Annotated in this window: 16 protein-coding genes; 11 read left to right on the top strand and 5 right to left on the bottom strand. The window is 63.8% G+C overall.

From position 1 onward, the window contains the following. Nucleotides 1-45: 45 nt before the first annotated feature. From bioB to N805_RS20430, 9 genes are all read left to right on the top strand, one after another. Nucleotides 46-1104, top strand: coding sequence for a biotin synthase BioB (gene bioB / locus N805_RS20470; RefSeq protein WP_016497669.1), 1059 nt, complete (start codon nt 46-48; stop codon nt 1102-1104). Between the two features lies 1 nt (nt 1105). Next, nucleotides 1106-2278: an 8-amino-7-oxononanoate synthase gene (gene bioF, locus N805_RS20465; RefSeq protein WP_019472551.1), complete on the top strand. Its 1173-nt coding sequence runs from the start codon at nt 1106-1108 to the stop codon at nt 2276-2278. Next, the gene (locus N805_RS20460; protein WP_019472550.1) at nt 2271-3002 is read left to right on the top strand and encodes an alpha/beta fold hydrolase; all 732 of its coding nucleotides are present in this window, start codon (nt 2271-2273) and stop codon (nt 3000-3002) included. Before bioF ends, N805_RS20460 begins: the two co-directional genes overlap by 8 nt. After that, nucleotides 2995-3813, top strand: coding sequence for a malonyl-ACP O-methyltransferase BioC (bioC, locus tag N805_RS20455; RefSeq protein ID WP_019472549.1), 819 nt, complete (start codon nt 2995-2997; stop codon nt 3811-3813). The genes N805_RS20460 and bioC overlap by 8 nt, the downstream gene beginning before the upstream one ends. Nucleotides 3814-3823: 10 nt before the next feature. Further along, entirely contained in the window at nt 3824-4504 is a 681-nt protein-coding gene (bioD, locus tag N805_RS20450) for a dethiobiotin synthase (RefSeq protein WP_019472548.1), read from the top strand. 191 nt (nt 4505-4695) lie between these two features. Next, entirely contained in the window at nt 4696-4992 is a 297-nt protein-coding gene (locus N805_RS20445) for a hypothetical protein (RefSeq protein ID WP_019472547.1), read from the top strand. Nucleotides 4993-5279: 287 nt separating this feature from the next. Next, a complete protein-coding gene (locus tag N805_RS20440) occupies nt 5280-7085 on the top strand; it encodes a phenylacyl-CoA dehydrogenase (RefSeq protein ID WP_019472546.1) in 1806 nt (601 codons plus the stop codon). A 216-nt stretch (nt 7086-7301) separates the two neighbouring features. Beyond that, nucleotides 7302-8585 carry a sensor domain-containing diguanylate cyclase gene (locus N805_RS20435; RefSeq protein WP_019472545.1) on the top strand — a complete coding sequence of 428 codons (1284 nt, stop codon included), beginning with the start codon at nt 7302-7304 and terminating at the stop codon, nt 8583-8585. A gap of 123 nt (nt 8586-8708) precedes the next feature. Continuing rightward, complete coding sequence (locus N805_RS20430) at nt 8709-10487, top strand: acyl-CoA dehydrogenase C-terminal domain-containing protein (RefSeq protein WP_019472544.1); 1779 nt, start codon at nt 8709-8711, stop codon at nt 10485-10487. A gap of 381 nt (nt 10488-10868) precedes the next feature. On the opposite strand, the gene N805_RS20425 is transcribed toward N805_RS20430, so the two are convergent. Next, nucleotides 10869-11792, bottom strand: a complete 924-nt coding sequence (locus N805_RS20425; RefSeq protein WP_016484586.1) for a LysR family transcriptional regulator — start codon at nt 11790-11792, stop codon at nt 10869-10871. Between the two features lie 210 nt (nt 11793-12002). On the opposite strand from N805_RS20425, the gene N805_RS20420 reads away from it, so the two are divergent. Then, on the top strand, nt 12003-13283 hold the full coding sequence (locus N805_RS20420) for an aspartate aminotransferase family protein (protein ID WP_019472543.1): 1281 nt from the start codon (nt 12003-12005) through the stop codon (nt 13281-13283). Nucleotides 13284-13435: 152 nt separating this feature from the next. Next, nucleotides 13436-13594 carry a YqaE/Pmp3 family membrane protein gene (locus N805_RS30140; protein ID WP_003177654.1) on the top strand — a complete coding sequence of 53 codons (159 nt, stop codon included), beginning with the start codon at nt 13436-13438 and terminating at the stop codon, nt 13592-13594. Nucleotides 13595-13726: 132 nt separating this feature from the next. Here the strand turns inward: N805_RS30140 and N805_RS20410 are convergent, their stop codons facing one another. From N805_RS20410 to pqqC, 4 genes are read right to left on the bottom strand one after another with little or no spacing between them, the layout of a single operon-like run. Then, nucleotides 13727-15550 carry an alpha/beta hydrolase family protein gene (locus N805_RS20410; protein ID WP_019472542.1) on the bottom strand — a complete coding sequence of 608 codons (1824 nt, stop codon included), beginning with the start codon at nt 15548-15550 and terminating at the stop codon, nt 13727-13729. Beyond that, nucleotides 15516-16676, bottom strand: a complete 1161-nt coding sequence (gene pqqE / locus N805_RS20405; RefSeq protein ID WP_019472541.1) for a pyrroloquinoline quinone biosynthesis protein PqqE — start codon at nt 16674-16676, stop codon at nt 15516-15518. The genes N805_RS20410 and pqqE overlap by 35 nt, the downstream gene beginning before the upstream one ends. Next, on the bottom strand, nt 16648-16923 hold the full coding sequence (gene pqqD, locus N805_RS20400; RefSeq protein WP_019472540.1) for a pyrroloquinoline quinone biosynthesis peptide chaperone PqqD: 276 nt from the start codon (nt 16921-16923) through the stop codon (nt 16648-16650). The genes pqqE and pqqD overlap by 29 nt, the downstream gene beginning before the upstream one ends. Then, a complete protein-coding gene (gene pqqC, locus N805_RS20395; RefSeq protein ID WP_012270176.1) occupies nt 16920-17675 on the bottom strand; it encodes a pyrroloquinoline-quinone synthase PqqC in 756 nt (251 codons plus the stop codon). The genes pqqD and pqqC overlap by 4 nt, the downstream gene beginning before the upstream one ends. Nucleotides 17676-17733 lie beyond the last annotated feature (58 nt).

Raw genomic sequence — 17733 nt, 5'->3', positions numbered from 1 at the left:
CTTTCCTGTCCCGGCGCCAGCTACAGCCTAAACAAGGAAACGCCGATGAGCGCCAGCACAACTGCAACAACACGTCACGACTGGTCCCTGGCCGAGGTCAAGGCGCTGTTCCAGCAACCGTTCAACGACCTGCTGTTCCAGGCGCAGACCGTGCACCGCGCGCATTTCGACCCTAACCGGGTGCAGGTTTCGACCCTGCTGTCGATCAAGACCGGCGCCTGCCCGGAAGATTGCAAATATTGTCCACAGTCCGGCCACTACAACACCGGGCTGGAAAAACAGAAGCTGATGGAAGTGCAGAAGGTGCTGGAAGAGGCTGCCCGCGCCAAAGCCATCGGTTCCACCCGCTTCTGCATGGGCGCGGCGTGGAAGCACCCGTCGGCCAAAGACATGCCCTACGTGCTGGAGATGGTCAAAGGTGTAAAGGCCATGGGCCTGGAAACCTGCATGACCCTCGGCAAGCTCGACCAGGAGCAGACCGCAGCCCTGGCCCAGGCTGGCCTGGATTACTACAACCACAACCTCGACACCTCGCCGGAGTTCTACGGCAGCATCATCACCACCCGCACCTACAGCGAGCGCCTGCAGACCCTGGCCTACGTGCGCGATGCGGGGATGAAGATCTGCTCCGGCGGCATCCTGGGCATGGGCGAGTCGCTGGACGACCGCGCCGGCCTGCTGATTCAGCTGGCCAACCTGCCCGAGCACCCGGAGTCAGTGCCGATCAACATGCTGGTCAAGGTTGCTGGCACGCCGCTGGCCGAAGAAGAGGACGTCGACCCGTTCGACTTCATCCGCATGCTCGCCGTGGCTCGTCTGCTGATGCCCAAGTCGCACGTGCGCCTGTCCGCCGGCCGCGAGCAGATGAACGAGCAAATGCAGGCCCTGGCGTTCATGGCTGGCGCCAACTCGATCTTCTACGGCGAAAAACTGCTGACCACCGCCAACCCGCAGGCCGACAAGGACATGCAATTGTTCGCACGCCTGGGCATCAAGCCCGAAGCGCGTGAAGAGCACGCCGACGAAGTGCATCAGGCGGCCATCGAGCAGGCGCTGGTCGAACAGCGCAGCAGCGAGATGTTCTACAACGCTGCATCGGCCTGACATGGCCTTCGACCTGGCGGCGCGCCTGGCCGAACGGCGCGCCGCAGACCTGTATCGGCAGCGGCCTCTGCTGGGCAGCCCGCAAGGGCCGCAAGTGGTGGTCGACGGCCAGCAGTTGCTGGCCTTCTGCAGCAATGACTACCTGGGCCTGGCCAACCACCCCGAGGTGATCGCCGCCTGGCAGGCCGGCGCCGAGCAGTGGGGTGTCGGCGGCGGTGCCTCGCACTTGGTGGTCGGCCACAGCACGCCGCATCACCAGGTTGAAGAGGCGCTGGCCGAACTGACCGGGCGCCCGCGTGCATTGTTGTTCTCCACGGGCTACATGGCCAACCTGGGCGCCATCACCGCGCTGGTAGGGCAGGGCGACACGGTGTTGCAAGACCGCCTGAACCATGCCTCGCTGCTGGATGGCGGGCTGCTCAGCGGTGCCCGCTTCAACCGCTACCTGCACAACGACGCAGCCAGCCTGGCCAGCCGCCTGGACAAGGCCGTTGGCAATACACTGGTGGTGACGGATGGCGTGTTCAGCATGGACGGTGACCTGGCCGACCTGCCTGCGCTGGCCGAGGTCGCCCGTGCCCGCGGGGCCTGGCTGATGGTCGACGACGCCCATGGCCTGGGCACTCTTGGCGCACAGGGCGGTGGCATCGTCGAGCACTTCGGCCTGGGCGTGGATGATGTTCCGGTGCTGGTCGGTACGCTGGGCAAGGCTTGTGGTACAGCGGGCGCCTTTGTTGCCGGCAGCGAAGAGCTGATCGAGGCGCTGGTGCAGTTTGCCCGCCCCTACATCTACACCACCAGCCAGCCACCGGCGCTGGCCTGCGCCACGCTCAAGAGCCTGGAGCTGCTGCGCCGCGAAACCTGGCGTCGTGAACACCTGGCAGCGTTGATTCGCCAGTTCCGCGAAGGCGCGCAGCAGATCGGGCTGGTGTTGATGGACAGCCCGACGCCGATCCAGCCGATCATGATCGGCGACAGCGCACAGGCCCTGCGCCTGTCGCGTATGTTGCGCGAGCGCGGCTTGCTGGTGACGGCCATCCGCCCACCCACCGTGCCAGTTGGCAGCGCACGCCTGCGGGTGACCCTGAGCGCCGCGCACAGCGAGGCGCAGGTGCAGCTATTGTTGAATGCATTGGCCGAGTGTTATCCACAGCTGGAGAACGCCGATGCGTAATCGTCTTGTACTGCTGCCCGGCTGGGGCCTGGGCACTGCTTCACTGGAGCCGCTGGCAGCCAGCCTGCGCGCCCAGGATGCCCGCCTGCAGGTAGAGCTGATGCCCCTGCCCGAACTGGACCACAGCGATGTGCAGGGTTGGGTCGACCACCTGGACCGCAAGCTGCCCAGCAATGTCTGGCTGGGTGGCTGGTCGCTCGGTGGCATGTTGGCCAGCGCGTTGGCGCACCAGCGTGGCGATCACTGCTGTGGCCTGCTGACCCTGGCCAGCAACCCCAGTTTCGTGGCCCGGCCCGACTGGCCCTACGGCATGCCCGAAGACACCTTCGGCACCTTCCTCGATGGCTGCCGGAGCCATACACAGGTCACCCTCAAGCGCTTCCGTACCTTGTGCAGTGATGGCGCCCAACAGCCACGCACGTTGCTGCGCCAACTGGGTGTCGGCGTGCCGGACACCGACCCGCTGTACCTGGCCACCGGCCTTGAAGTGCTGGCCAAGCTGGACACCCGCGAGGCCCTGCAGGCATACGGCGGCCCGCAATTGCACCTGTTCGCCGGCAGCGATGCGCTGGTGCCGGCAGAGGCAGCCAAGGCATTGAGCGAGCTGCTGCCAGATGTGGAAGTGGGCCTGGTCGAAGACAGTTCCCACGCGTTCCTGCTGGAGTATCCGCAGGAGTTGGCGGCGGGCATCAAGAGTTTCCTGCATGAGAGTGGCGATGACTGACCTTTCCCGTCCGACCCTGCCCGGCGCATTGCCCGACAAACGCCAGGTGGCGGCTTCGTTCTCCCGCGCTGCGGCCAGCTACGACAGCGTGGCAGCCTTGCAGCGCGCTGTAGGGTTGAACCTGCTGGAGCAGTTGCCGGCAGGCTTGCAGCCGTCGCACTGGCTGGACCTGGGTAGCGGCACTGGCCATTTCAGCCGAAAGCTGGCCGAGTGTTTTGCACCGGCCAGCGGTGTGGCAGTGGACATCGCCGAAGGCATGCTGCGCCACGCCCGGCATGAACAGGGTGGGGCGCACTACCACGTGGCCGGTGATGCCGAGCGTTTGCCGCTGCGAGATGCCAGCCTCGACCTTGTGTTCACCAGCCTGGCGGTGCAGTGGTGCGACCAGTTCGCCAGTGTGCTGGCAGAGGCGTTGCGGGTACTGCGCCCCGGCGGCGTGCTGGCCTTCAGCAGCCTGTGCGTGGGTACTCTGGACGAATTGCGTGCCAGCTGGCAGGCGGTGGATGGCCTGGTGCATGTAAACCGCTTTCGGCGGTTTGAGGATTACCAGCGCCTGTGTGCCGACAGCGGCTTTGAACAACTTGGGCTGCAGCGTTGCCCGCATGTGCTGCACTACCCGGATGTGCGCAGCCTGACCCATGAACTGAAGGCGCTGGGCGCGCACAACCTCAACCCGGGCCGCCCTTCAGGCCTCACCGGCCGGGCCCGCATGCAGGGCCTTTTGCAGGCCTACGAAGCATTTCGCCAGCCTGAGGGGCTGCCAGCCACCTATCAGGTGGTCTATGGTGTGTTGCGCAAGCCACAGGCGTAAGGGGAGCGAGATGAGTCAGGCCTATTTCATTGCCGGTACCGATACCGATGTCGGCAAGACCACCATCGCCGCCGGGCTTTTGCACGCGGCGCGCTTGCAGGGCATGAGCACACTGGGTGCCAAGCCGGTGGCCTCCGGCTGCACGATGACACCGAAGGGCTTGCGCAACAGCGATGCCCAGGCGCTGATCGACGAAAGCACGATCAAGTTGCCATACGAGCAGGTCAACCCGTTTGCCTTCGAGCCTGCGATTGCCCCGCATGTGGCGGCGCGCGAGGCGGGGGTGACGCTGGCTGTTCCGGAGCTGCTGGCGGCAATGCGCAATGTGCTGCAACAAAATGCCGATTTCACCTTGGTCGAAGGGGCCGGTGGCTGGCGTGTGCCGCTGTCGGGTCTGGAGAACCTGTCCGACCTTGCCGTTGCCCTGCAGTTGCCGGTGATTCTGGTGGTAGGGGTGCGGTTGGGCTGCATCAGCCATGCCTTGCTCAGCGCTGAGGCGATCGAGCGGGATGGGCTGCAATTGGCCGGGTGGGTGGCGAACATCATCGAGCCCCGTACTTCGCGTCTTGAAGAGAACCTGGCCAGCCTGGCAGAGCGCTTGCCCGCGCCTTGCCTTGGGCGGGTGCCCAAATTGAAGCAAGCCAGTGCCGATATGGTGGCTGAACACCTTCAGCTGGATCTGCTGGATTAGCTGTTTCCACGCCCGGCCCCTTCGCGTGGGAACCCGCTCTTGTAGGAGCTGGCTTGCCGGCGATGGGCCGGAGCAGGAATACCCAAGGCCTATCAACTGGCACCAGGCCATTAGGCTTTTAAACGGGCCTTTTCGCGCCCAGCCTGCTTTAATTAGGCCTGTTCGTCATCCAGCGTCAATGGAGTCCTGACATGGAAATCACCGGTAGCTCCGCTTATTACGCGGGCCTGGGCGCAATCCACACCGGCCAGCACCGCGTCGATCAGGCCGCCGGCCAGATCGCCAACACCACAGCCGAACGTACCGCCACCAGCCAGTCCAGCGATTTTCAGGCTGAACGCCTGCGTTCGGTCGACCGCAGCCAGCAGATGGACATGGCCACCAGCGTGGTGCAAATGGCCGTGGGCAAAACCGAAGTCGAGCTTGGCGCAAAGGTAGTCAAGGCATCCGACGAAATGCTCGGCCGGATCATCGACACCTACGCCTGATTGTCGGCGTCTCCCCTGAATCTACCGCTATCCCTGTGGGAGCGGGTTTACCCGCGAATGCGTCAGCCCAGACAACTTTTTTTCTGGCGCGGGCCTATTCGCGGGTAAACCCGCTCCCACAGGGGTTGCACCATGCCTTGGCGTAAACGCCATTTTTCGTGGCGTAAATGGCACCATAGTCCATCCTTGACAGAATGCGGAGCTAAACGTAAGTTTCAAACAACTGTTTGATAGACGGCCACCAAGAGCTGGTCACCCCCACAGAACTGACCCAGAGGTTCATCGCAATGCCTGATTACAAAGCCCCCTTGCGTGATATCCGCTTCGTTCGCGACGAACTGCTTGGCTATGAGGCGCACTATCAGAGCCTGCCGGGCTGCCAGGACGCCACGCCTGACATGGTCGACGCGATCCTCGAAGAAGGCGCGAAGTTCTGTGAGCAGGTGCTGTCGCCGCTGAACCGTGTGGGTGACCAGGAAGGCTGCACCTGGAGCGAATCGGGCGTTAAAACCCCGACTGGCTTCAAAGCGGCCTACGAGCAGTTCGTCGAAGGCGGCTGGCCGAGCCTGGCGCATGACGTCGAGCATGGCGGCCAAGGCCTGCCGGAATCGCTGGGCCTGGCCCTGAGCGAAATGGTCGGCGGTTCGAACTGGTCGTGGGGCATGTACCCAGGCCTGTCGCATGGCGCGATGAACACCATCTCCGCGCACGGCACTGCCGAGCAGCAGCACACCTACCTGACCAAACTGGTGTCCGGCGAGTGGACCGGTACCATGTGCCTGACCGAGCCGCACTGCGGTACCGACCTGGGCATGCTGCGCACCAAGGCCGAGCCACAGGCTGACGGCAGCTACAAAGTGTCGGGCACCAAGATCTTCATTTCGGCCGGTGAGCACGACATGGCCGATAACATCGTCCATATCGTCCTGGCCCGCCTGCCGGATGCACCAGCCGGTACCAAAGGTATTTCGCTGTTCATCGTGCCGAAGTTCCTGCCCAATGCCGAAGGCGGCGTGGGCGAGCGCAACGGCGTGAGCTGCGGTTCCATCGAACACAAGATGGGCATCCACGGTAACGCCACCTGCGTGATGAACTTTGATGCTGCCACCGGCTACCTGATCGGCCCGGCCAACAAAGGCCTGAACTGCATGTTCACCTTCATGAACACGGCTCGCCTGGGTACTGCGCTGCAAGGCCTGGCCCACGCCGAAGTGGCGTTCCAGGGTGGCCTGAAGTACGCCCGCGAGCGCCTGCAAATGCGCTCCCTGACCGGCCCGAAAGCACCGGACAAGGCCGCTGACCCGATCATCGTCCACCCGGATGTGCGCCGCATGCTGCTGACCATGAAGGCCTTTGCCGAAGGCAACCGCGCGATGGTGTACTTCACCGCCAAGCAGGTGGACATCGTCAAGTACAGCCAGGACGAGGAAGAACGCAAGAAGGCTGACGCCCTGCTGGCGTTCCTGACCCCGATCGCCAAGGCGTTCATGACCGAAGTCGGTTTCGAAGCGGCCAACCACGGCGTGCAGATCTACGGCGGCCATGGCTTCATCGCCGAGTGGGGCATGGAGCAGAACGTGCGCGACAGCCGTATCTCCATGCTGTACGAAGGCACCACCGGCATCCAGGCCCTGGACCTGCTCGGCCGCAAAGTGCTGATGACCCAGGGCGAGGCCCTGAAGGGCTTCACCAAGATCGTGCACAAGTTCTGCCAGGCGCAGGAAGGCAATGACGGGCTCAAGGAGTTTGTCGAACCGCTGGCGGCCATCAACAAGGAGTGGGGCGAGCTGACCATGAAAGTGGGCATGGCCGCCATGAAGGACCGCGAAGAAGTGGGTGCGGCCTCGGTGGATTACCTGATGTACTCCGGCTACGCCTGCCTGGCCTACTTCTGGGCCGACATCGCCCGCCTGGCAGCCGAGAAGCTGGCAGCCGGCACCAGCGAAGAGGCCTTCTACACCGCCAAGCTGCAGACTGCGCGCTTCTACTTCCAACGCATCCTGCCGCGTACCCGTACGCATGTGGCGACCATGCTGTCGGGTGCCAACAACCTGATGGCGATGGACGAAGAGCACTTCGGCCTGTCGTACTGATTCACCCGCTGTACCCAAAACCCGCCTGCCCTCACCGGCAGGCGGGTTTTTTGCTTTTTGGGCCCAACTGCGAACCCTTTGTAGGAGCGGCCTTGTGTCGCGATCGGGCCGCTCCTGCACGGGGCCGCGTCTGAACGGAAATTCAACTGTTCATGTGCACTGCCGATGAAGTAAGGGCACAATGCCACTATTGATCTGCCGGGTTGGAGATTACCCTTGTTTCGTCTTAACGCTGTTCGCGCAAGCCACTTCCTGCCTTCGCTGTTTCTGTTGCTGGCAGGGCTCGCCGCAGCCTATGTGAGAGACCTCAGTGTCTTTTTCACATCGCTGTTCAACGTCCTGCCCACCTTGGTCCTGTTGCTGGGCGGTGCCTACTGCGCGGTGTACCGCCGCCAGCGTGAGCTGTTCATGATGCTCACGGTGTACATCGCCTACTACCTGCTCGACACCCAGACCGACTTCTACCGTGACCATGGCCGCGTGCGCGAGGACGCGGCAGTGATCTTCCACCTGGTGTGCCTGCTGCTGCCCGCCCTGTTCGGGCTGTACGGCGCCTGGCAGGAACGTACCCACCTGCTGCAGGACATGGTCGCCCGCGGCGCCGTGCTGTTCGCCGTGGGCAGCGTGGCGGTAGCCCTTGAACAAAGCTTCCCCGAAGCGTTGCTGGCCTGGCTGGCGGACATCCGCTGGCCCACCTTGCACGGCCAGTGGATGAGCCTGATCCAGATGGTCTACCCGTTGTTCATCGGCGTGTTCATCCTGCTGGTGGTGCAATACCTGCGCGCACCGCGGCCGCTGCACGCTGCGTTGATAACCGGCCTGCTGGGCATTTTCTGGATGCTGCCGCAAACGTTCATCCTGCCGTTCACCCTGAACATCATGTGCAGCCAGGTGATGTTGATGATCGCCGCAGCGGTTGCCCACGAGGCCTACCAGATGGCCTTCCGTGACGAGCTGACCGGCCTGCCGGGCCGCCGTGCGCTGAACGAGCGCATGCAGCGCCTGGGGCGCAATTACGTGATCGCCATGACCGATGTCGACCACTTCAAGAAATTCAACGATACCCACGGGCACGATGTGGGCGATCAGGTGCTGCGCCTGGTCGCCAGCCGCTTGTCCAAGGTGACCGGCGGTGGCCGCGCGTATCGGTATGGCGGCGAGGAGTTCGCTTTGGTGTTCGCCGGCAAGACCGCCGAGGAATGTGTGCCCCACGTGCAGGCCGTGCGCGAGGTGATCGCCAACTATGTGATGCACCTGCGCGACCAGAGCAGCCGCCCACAGGACGATACAAGTGGGCGCCAGCGGCGGGCGGGCAGTAGCGCCGGAACGGTGTCGGTCACCATCAGCATCGGTGTGGCCGAACGCCAGGTTGACCACCGTAACCCTGAGGCGGTGCTGAAATCTGCGGACCAGGCGTTGTATAGCGCCAAAGGCGCGGGGCGCAATTGTGTCATGGTGCATGGGCAACAATCGCAGCGCGGTGCAGTGCGTACGGCGTGACTGAGCAAGACTGTGCGGTCAGTTGATGACCCTATGTCTCGTAAAAGTTGTTCGGTTACACTGCCAGTAACCCAGTGTCGCGGTTCCCCGAGACCGCCCCGACCCGACTAGCGAGAGGTTGTCATGGCTGACTATAAAGCGCCCCTGCGCGACATGCGCTTCGTACTGAATGAAGTCTTCAACGTGGCCGAGCAGTGGGCGCAGTTGCCCGGGCTGGCAGAGGTGGTCGATGCCGACACGGCCATGGCCGTGCTGGAAGAAGCCGGCAAGGTCACCGCCAAGACCATCGCGCCGCTCAGCCGCGCCGCCGATGAAGAAGGCTGCCACTGGGACAACGGCGCGGTCAGCACACCGGCCGGTTTCATCGAGGCCTACAACACTTACGCCGAAGGCGGGTGGGTGGGCGTGGGCGGTGACCCGGTGTTCGGCGGCATGGGCATGCCCAAGGCCATCTCGGCTCAGGTCGAGGAAATGGTCAATGCTTCCAGCCTGGCCTTTGGCCTGTACCCGATGCTGACTGCTGGCGCTTGCCTGTCGGTCAATGCCCACGCCAGCGAAGCGCTGAAGGCCAAGTACCTGCCGAACATGTACGCCGGTGTGTGGGCAGGTTCCATGTGCCTGACCGAGCCGCATGCCGGTACCGACCTGGGCATTATCCGCACCAAGGCCGAGCCCCAGGCCGACGGCAGCTACAAGGTCAGCGGTACCAAGATCTTCATCACCGGCGGCGAGCACGACCTGACCGAGAACATCATCCACCTGGTGCTGGCCAAGCTGCCGGATGCCCCGGCGGGGCCGAAAGGCATTTCGCTGTTCCTGGTGCCGAAGTTCCTGGTCAATGAAGACGGCAGCCTGGGGGCGCGCAACCCGGCTACTTGCGGCTCGATCGAGCACAAAATGGGCATCCAGGCCTCGGCTACCTGTGTGATGAACTTCGACGAAGCGGTGGGCTACATCGTCGGTGAGCCGAACAAAGGCCTGGCGGCCATGTTCACCATGATGAACTACGAGCGCCTGGGTGTGGGCATCCAAGGCCTGGCCTCCGCCGAACGCTCCTACCAGAACGCGGTGGAATACGCTCGCGACCGGCTGCAGAGCCGCGCCCCGACCGGCCCGCACGCCAAGGACAAGGCCGCCGACCCGATCATTGTCCACCCGGACGTGCGCCGCATGCTGCTGACCATGAAGGCGCAGATCGAGGGTGGCCGCGCCTTCTCCACCTATGTAGCCATGCAGTTGGACAGTGCCAAGTACAGCGAAGACGCTGCCGTGCGCAAGCGCAGCGAAGAGCTGGTGGCACTGCTGACACCGGTGGCCAAGGCGTTCCTCACCGACCTGGGGCTGGAGAGCACTGTGCACGGCCAGCAGGTATTCGGTGGGCATGGTTATATCCGTGAGTGGGGGCAGGAGCAGCTGGTGCGTGATGTGCGCATTACGCAGATCTACGAAGGCACCAACGGCATCCAGGCCCTCGACCTGATGGGGCGCAAGGTGGTGGCCAGCGGTGGGGCGTACTACAGGCTGTTCTCTGATGAGATCCGCCAATTCATTGCCAGTGCGGGCAGCGAACTGGACGAGTTTGCCAAGCCGTTGGCTGCCAGCCTCGACCAGCTCGACGGGCTGACCGAATGGGTGCTGGAACAGGCCAAGGGCAACCCGAATGAAATTGGCGCGGCGTCGGTCGAGTACCTGCATGCCTTTGGTTATGTGGCCTATGCCTACATGTGGGCGCTGATGGCGCGGGCGGCCAAGGCGGGCGAGGGGGATGAAGCGTTCTATTCGGGCAAGCTGGGGACGGCGCGGTTCTACTTTGCACGGTTGTTGCCACGGGTGGATTCGCTGGTGGCTTCGGTGAAGGCGGGGAGCGAGTCGCTTTACCTGCTGGATGCTGAGCAGTTCTGACAGATTTTGGGGCCGCTGTGCGGCCCATCGCGACGCAAGGCCGCTCCTACAAGTGCAGCGTATGCCGTAAGGCTTATGCGGTCCCTGTAGGAGCGGCCTTGTGTCGCGATGGGCTGCGCAGCAGCCCCAATTCCCGGGATGTCTGGGAACGAACCCTCTTTGTAAGCATTTTCCTACACGACGTGGTGACTTTTCACCACTGTTCTGAGATTGGATCCACGGTTAATCTTTACCACATGGACGTTGCGCAGGAAGCGCAAAGGACAGATCAAGGAAGACGACGAAGGACCACCTGCCAGGATGGCGGGGCGATACGGATGTCACAGGGAAACAGTCTGGAAAACCCCGCTTCGGCGGGGTTTTCTTTGTGCGCGTGTTTTTTCAGGCCAGCACATCCAGCGGCGATGCGCCCAACAGGCGAGCGTCCGTCTCTTCCTCCAGCAGGGTACGCAGCAGCTCCACAGACGCCTGCTGGCGCTGGGCATCGCGAAACACCAGGCCAACCTTCAGCGGTACCCGCGGCTCGCTCAACGGCTTCCACAGTAGGCCCTGATCATCCTCGGCGGCTTCTTTGGCCCGGCCCGGCAGGATGGTGGCCAGTGCCGTGTGCGCCAAGCTGTCGAGAATCCCCGCCATGTTGTTCATCTCTGCCTGCACGTGTGGCCGTCGGCCCTGGCTGGCCAGCTGCGCCTGCCAGATCTGGCGGATCTGGAATTCCTCGCCCAGCATCAGCATGGGCAATTCGGCGGCCTGGCGGATGGACACCTTTTTGAAATCCTTCAGCGGGTGGGTATCGGGTATGACCAGTTGCAGCTCATCTTCGTACAACAGCAGGCCATGCAGCCCGGGCTGGCGCGGTGGCAGGTAGCTGATGCCGATATCCAGGCTGCCGTTGAGCAGCCGCCGTTCGATCTCCAGCCCCGACAACTCGTAGATCTGCACCACAAGGTGCGGCTGAGCCTTGCGCAGCCGTTCGAGCAACTGCGGCACCAGGCTGGGCCGCACGGTCTGCAATACGCCGATCGCCAAGGTGCGCAGCGATTGCCCCTTGAAATTGCGCATGGCCTCGTGGGCGCGTTGCAGGCCGTCGAGCAATGGCAAGGCGTGGTTGTACAGGGTGTGGGCAGCCAGGGTGGGCAGCAGGCGCTTGTTGCTGCGCTCGAACAGGCTCAGGTCGAGGCTGTGTTCCAGCTGGCGGATCTGCTGGGAGAGCGCTGGCTGGGAAAGCGACAGTCGCTCGGCGGCACGGCCTACGTGGCCTTCTTCGTACACCGCGACGAAATAACGCAGTTGGCGGAAATCCATAAGTAACACTTATCGAAAATGCTGGAAAAACGAAATGGTCGAAAACCCTCGCGAAGCCTAGTCTATCGCCGTATTCCAACGGGTTACAGCGGTCATTAGGCCGATTGTTACCCCGGATGAAAAACACTTTTGATAGGCAAGGCAAAATATAGAGTGTCGGCACCAAGACCGCACCTTAGCCGCCCTTTACCGTGATTGGTTGGAGCCCTGATGAACCTGTTCAACCTGCGCCGCTCGGCCCCTGCCGCTGCCGCCGAGCCCAAGCGTGCGCCGGTGATGGTGCCGCAGGCTGATGAGTTGTCGCGTGATCGCCTGATGCCCAGCGCCGAACGTGCAGCGCAAGTGTTCGTGCGTGGTCAGGGCTCGTGGTTGTGGGACAACGAAGGGCATGCCTACCTGGACTTTACCCAGGGTGGTGCGGTCAACAGCCTCGGCCACAGCCCCAGTGTGCTGGTAAAAGCGCTGGGCAACCAGGCCCAGGCGCTGATCAACCCGGGCTCGGGCTTCCACAGCCGTGGCCTGCTGGGGTTGGTGAACCGCCTGTGCCAGAGTACCGGCAGCGAGCAGGCCTACTTGCTGAACAGCGGTGCGGAAGCCTGTGAAGGTGCGATCAAGCTGGCGCGCAAATGGGGCCAGCTGCACCGCAACGGCGCCTACCACATCATCACTGCCAGCCAGGCCTGCCACGGCCGCAGCCTGGGCGCGCTGTCGGCGTCCGACCCGTTGCCGTGCAACCGCTGCGAGCCTGGCCTGCCGGGCTTCAGCAAAGTGCCGTTCAACGACCTGGCCGCCCTGCACGCCGCGGTGGACTCACGCACCGTGGCCATCATGCTTGAGCCAATCCAGGGCGAGGCGGGTGTTATCCCCGCCACGCAGGAGTACCTCAAAGGTGTGGAAACGCTGTGCCGTGAACTGGGCATCCTGCTGATCCTCGATGAAGTGCAGACCGGTATTGGCCGCTGTGGCGCCCTACTGGCCGAGGAGCTGTATGGCGTGCGCGCCGACATCATTACCTTGGGCAAGGGCCTGGGCGGCGGTGTGCCACTGGCTGCCTTGCTCGCCCGGGGCACAGCATGCTGCGCCGAACCTGGCGAACTGGAAGGCAGCCACCACGGCAATGCGCTGATGTGCGCCGCCGGCCTGGCTGTGCTGGACACCGTGCTGGAGCCTGGCTTCTTCGCCCAGGTGCAGGATAACGGCCGCCACCTGCGTGAAGGCCTGAGCCGCCTGGCTGGGCGCTATGGCCAGGGTGAAGTACGCGGGCAAGGCCTGTTGTGGGCCCTGCAACTGAAAGAAAACCTGGCCAAAGAGCTGGTGGCAGCGGCCCTGCACGAAGGCCTGCTGCTCAATGCACCGCAAGCGGATGTGGTGCGTTTGTCGCCAGCGCTGACCGTGAGCAAGGGCAACATCGATGAAATGTTGTTGCGCCTGGCCCGAGCCTTTGCCCGCCTGCATGCCCAGCAGCAGGCCCGCCGCGAAGTACCGGCTTAGCGGTATAGCAAGACTGAGAATTCTACGAACCGTCTGGCGTTCCTGCGCATCGCCCCTGGCCTGTTTCATTCGGCCCGGGGCGTTTTTTTTTGCCTGTGGAACCTCTGTGGCGGGCGGCTAGTCTTTGATGTAACCCTTCAGGAGAGACTCGCATGGACTTTATTCGCATCATCATCGCCATTCTTCTGCCACCGCTGGGTGTGTTTCTGCAGGTGGGGTTTGGCGGGGCGTTCTGGCTGAATATTCTGCTGACCTTGCTGGGTTACATTCCGGGGATCGTGCACGCGGTGTATATCATCGCCAAGCGGTGAGGCCATTGGGGCTGCTTTGCAGCCCATCGCGACGCAAGGCCGCTCCTACAGGTACTGCGCCACATTCGAGCTTGTGCGATTCCTGTAGGAGCGGCCTTGTGTCGCGATGGGCCGCAAAGCGGCCCCAAAATCTCAGCCCTCCAACACCCGGCAATAGAATTTCCACTCTTCTTCCAACGCATGCGCCAGGTTCTGAGCCTGGCGGAACCCATGCCGCTCACCCGCATAGAAGTGCCCTTCAGCCTCGATCCCGTTGGCCTGCAACGCCGCCAGCATGGCGCGGGTCTGCTCTGGCACCACCACAGCATCCAGCTCACCCTGAAAGAAAATCACCGGCACCTTGATCTGCCCTGCATGCAGCAGCGGCGTGCGCTGGCGATAGCGTTCGGCATCCTGCTGCGGGTCGCCGATCAGCCAGTCCAGGTAGTCCCCTTCGAACTTGTGGGTGGCACGGCCCAGGGCAACCGGGTCGCTGACCCCGTACAGGCTGGCGCCGGCGCGGAACACGTCACGGAACGCCAAGGCGCACAGGGTGGTGTAGCCACCGGCGCTGCCGCCGCGGATAAACGCCTTGTGCTTGTCGACCAAGCCCTGAGCAGCCAGGTATTCGACCGCCGCGCAGGCATCGGCCACATCGCTCTCGCCCCAGCGCAGGTGCAGAGCCTGGCGGTATTCCCGGCCATAGCCGGTGCTGCCCCGGTAGTTCAGGTCGGCCACGGCAAAGCCGCGTTGGGTCCAGTACTGGATGCGTGGGTCCAGCACGGGATAGCAGGCCGACGTCGGCCCGCCGTGGATGAACACCACCAGCGGTGCGGCGCCTTGCGCCTGCGCTGGCGGGTAGAAGAAACCATGGGCCTGCTCGCCGTCACTGCCATAGTGGATCGGCTGCGGCAGGCTGATCTGCGCTGCCGGCAGCATCTCGGCACCACCGGCCAGCACGCGGACCTCGTGGTTGCGGCGGTCGATAGCAATCACTGCTGGCGGGCTGATGGGCGAGGCGGCAATGGCATACAGGTGCTCGCTGTCCATGGCCAGGCTGCGAAAGCGTGTGTAGGCACTGGCGTAACGCGCCATGCGGCCGTCTTCATGGCGCAGCCCCAATTGCCCGAAGCCGTCCTTGAACCAGCTGGCCAGGTAGCTTTGCGGCCCCAGCGCCAACCAGGTGCAGCTGCCCAGTTGCCAAGGCGCAGCCGCGTGGTCGGCAGGCTCGGCAGGTAACGCCTGCCAGTGGCCATCGACTTCGCCCCAGGGCTGCCAGAAGCCGTTGCGGTCGGACAGGCAGTAGAGCCGGCCTTCTTCATCGAAGCGCGGCTGTTGCAGCGACTCATCATCGCTGGCCACGCACTGCGCGGGCCCCCAGTGGCCACTGCTGTCGCGTACGCGGCACATCAATCGGGTGAGGGTCCAGGGCTGTGCCGGGCGGTCCCATTCCACCCATGCCAGGCGCATGCCATCGGCACTCACAGTGGGTGAGGCGTAGAAATCGGCGCCCTCTGCGAGCACTTCGCGGCTGCTTTCAGCCAACGCGACCAGGCGATGCTCCACCTGCTCGGCATGGCGTTCCTCGACGGCCAGCACCTGGCCATCGTGCCACTGCACATCGCCGTAGCGGCAGCTGGCATCCTGGGTCAGGGCACGCGGTGGCAAATCGTCCAGCGGCTGGGTGTAGACCTGTTGGTCCTTTTCGTTGACGAACACCAGCCCGTCGCCACCCAGGCAGAAGCTGCCACCGCCGTACTCGTAGACCCGGCTGCGCACGCTGAAGCCATCCGGGGTCAGGCAGCGGGCCTGGTGGTACAGCCAGTGCCAGATACGGCAAGCACCGTCGGCGGGGCGAAATTCGACCCAGAACAGCCCGTCGGCACTGACTTTGAGTTCGGCGAAGTCGGTACCGGCGGCAACTGCCTGGGCCGCGCTGAATTCAGCCGCGGGCGATGACACGGGAGTTTCGATCATTGCGGAAAGTCATCTGTTCAATGGCGAGCTGGGCGGTTTCCGCCTCCTCGCGGGCCTTGAGGATGATGCCGTGCTCGACCGACTTGGCGCACACAGGGTCGGCGTTGCTGGCATCGCCGGTCAGCATGAAGGCCTGGCAGCGACAGCCGCCGAAGTCCTTTTCTTTTTCGTCACACGAGCGGCACGGTTCGCGCATCCACTCATAACCACGGAAGCGGTTGAAGCCAAACGACTCATACCAGATATGGTGCAGGTCGTGGTCGCGGACATTGGGGAACTGCACCGGCAGTTGGCGGGCGCCGTGGCAGGGCAGCGCGGTGCCGTCCGGGGTGATGGTGAGGAACAGGTTGCCCCAGCCGTTCATGCAGGCCTTGGGGCGCTCTTCGTAGTAGTCCGGGGTGACGAAGATCAGCTTGCACGGGTTGCCCTCGGCCTTGAGCTTGTCCCGGTACGCGTTGGTGATGCGTTCGGCCCGCTCCAGTTGCTCTCGGGTTGGCAGCAGCCCCAGGCGATTGAGGTGCGCCCAGCCGTAAAACTGGCAGGTGGCGAGCTCGACGAAGTCGGCTTCCAGGGCAATGCACAGCTCGATGATGCGGTCGGTCTTGTCGATGTTGTGCCGATGGGTGACGAAGTTGAGCACCATCGGGTAGCCGTGGGCCTTTACCGCTCGGGCCATCGCCAGCTTTTGCGCAAAGGCCTTCTTCGAGCCGGCCAGCAGGTTGTTGACCTGCTCGTCGCTGGCCTGGAAGCTGATCTGGATATGGTCCAGGCCGGCCTTCTTGAAATCGGCGATGCGCGCTTCGGTCAGGCCGATACCCGAGGTGATCAGGTTGGTGTAGTAACCCAGGCGGCGGGCTTCGCCGATCAGCTCGGCTAGGTCCTGGCGCACCAGCGGTTCACCGCCGGAAAAGCCGATTTGCGCGGCGCCCATTTCCCGCGCTTCGGCCATCACCTTGAACCACTGTTCGGTGCTCAGCTCCTGGCCCTGGGCGGCAAAGTCCAGCGGGTTGGAGCAGTACGGGCACTGCAGCGGGCAGCGGTAGGTGAGCTCGGCCAGCAGCCACAGCGGCAGGCCGACCTCGGGCGTGGGCGGTAATTCAGGCGAGGACGATCCAGTGTTCGGCACGGGCCACCTCCATGAACTGCTCGATGTCTTCGGCTACTTCCGGAACATCGGGGAATTGCTGTTCGAGTTCGCTGATGATTGCTGCCACGTCACGCTGGCCGTCTACCAGGCCACCGATCAGGCTGGCGCTTTCGTTGAGCTTGATCATGCCCTCGGGGTAAAGCAATACATGGCCCTTTTGCGCCGGCTCGTACTGGAAGCGGTAGCCAGGGCGCCAGTTCGGCACCTGCTTGCGATCAAAACTCATAGGGTGATCCCCTTGTGCCACACCCGGTCCTGGGTGACGGAGTGATAAGGCGGGCGGTTCAGCTCGTAGGCCATGCTCATGGCGTCGAGCATGCTCCAGAGGATATCCAGCTTGAACTGCAGGATCTCCAGCATACGCTCCTGGCCCGCGCGGGTGGTGTAGTGCTGCAGGGTAATCGCCAGGCCGTGCTCCACGTCACGCCGGGCCTGGCCCAGGCGGGTGCGGAAGTACTCGTAGCCGGCCGGGTCGATCCACGGGTAGTGCTGGGGCCAGCTGTCCAGGCGCGACTGGTGGATTTGCGGGGCGAACAGCTCGGTCAGCGAGCTGCTGGCCGCTTCCTGCCAGCTGGCGCGGCGGGCGAAGTTGACGTAGGCGTCCACGGCAAAGCGCACGCCGGGCAGTACCAGCTCCTGGGAGCGCAGCTGATCTGGGTCGAGGCCGACGGCCTGGCCCAGGCGCAGCCAGGCTTCGATGCCACCGTCCTCGCCGGGTGCGCCGTCGTGGTCGAGCAGGCGCTGGATCCACTCGCGGCGTACTTCGCGGTCCGGGCAGTTGGCCAGGATCGCGGCATCCTTCATCGGGATGTTGACCTGGTAATAGAAGCGGTTGGCTACCCAGCCCTGGATCTGCTCACGGGTGGCGCGGCCCTGATACATCGCCACGTGGTACGGGTGATGGATGTGGTAGTAGGCGCCCTTGGCGCGCAGGGCCTGCTCGAATTCGGCAGGGGACATTGGCAGTGCGTCGCTCATTCGGCTGGCTCCTGTAAAGCTGAGTCTCGGCTCGATCCCTGTGGGAGCGGGTTTACCC

The sequence above is a fragment of the Pseudomonas putida S13.1.2 genome (assembly GCF_000498395.2).
GTDB classification, from domain to species: Bacteria; Pseudomonadota; Gammaproteobacteria; order Pseudomonadales; family Pseudomonadaceae; genus Aquipseudomonas; species Aquipseudomonas putida_Q.
Note: the sequence above shows the minus strand (reverse complement) of the source record. Positions and strands in the feature narration are given on the sequence as shown.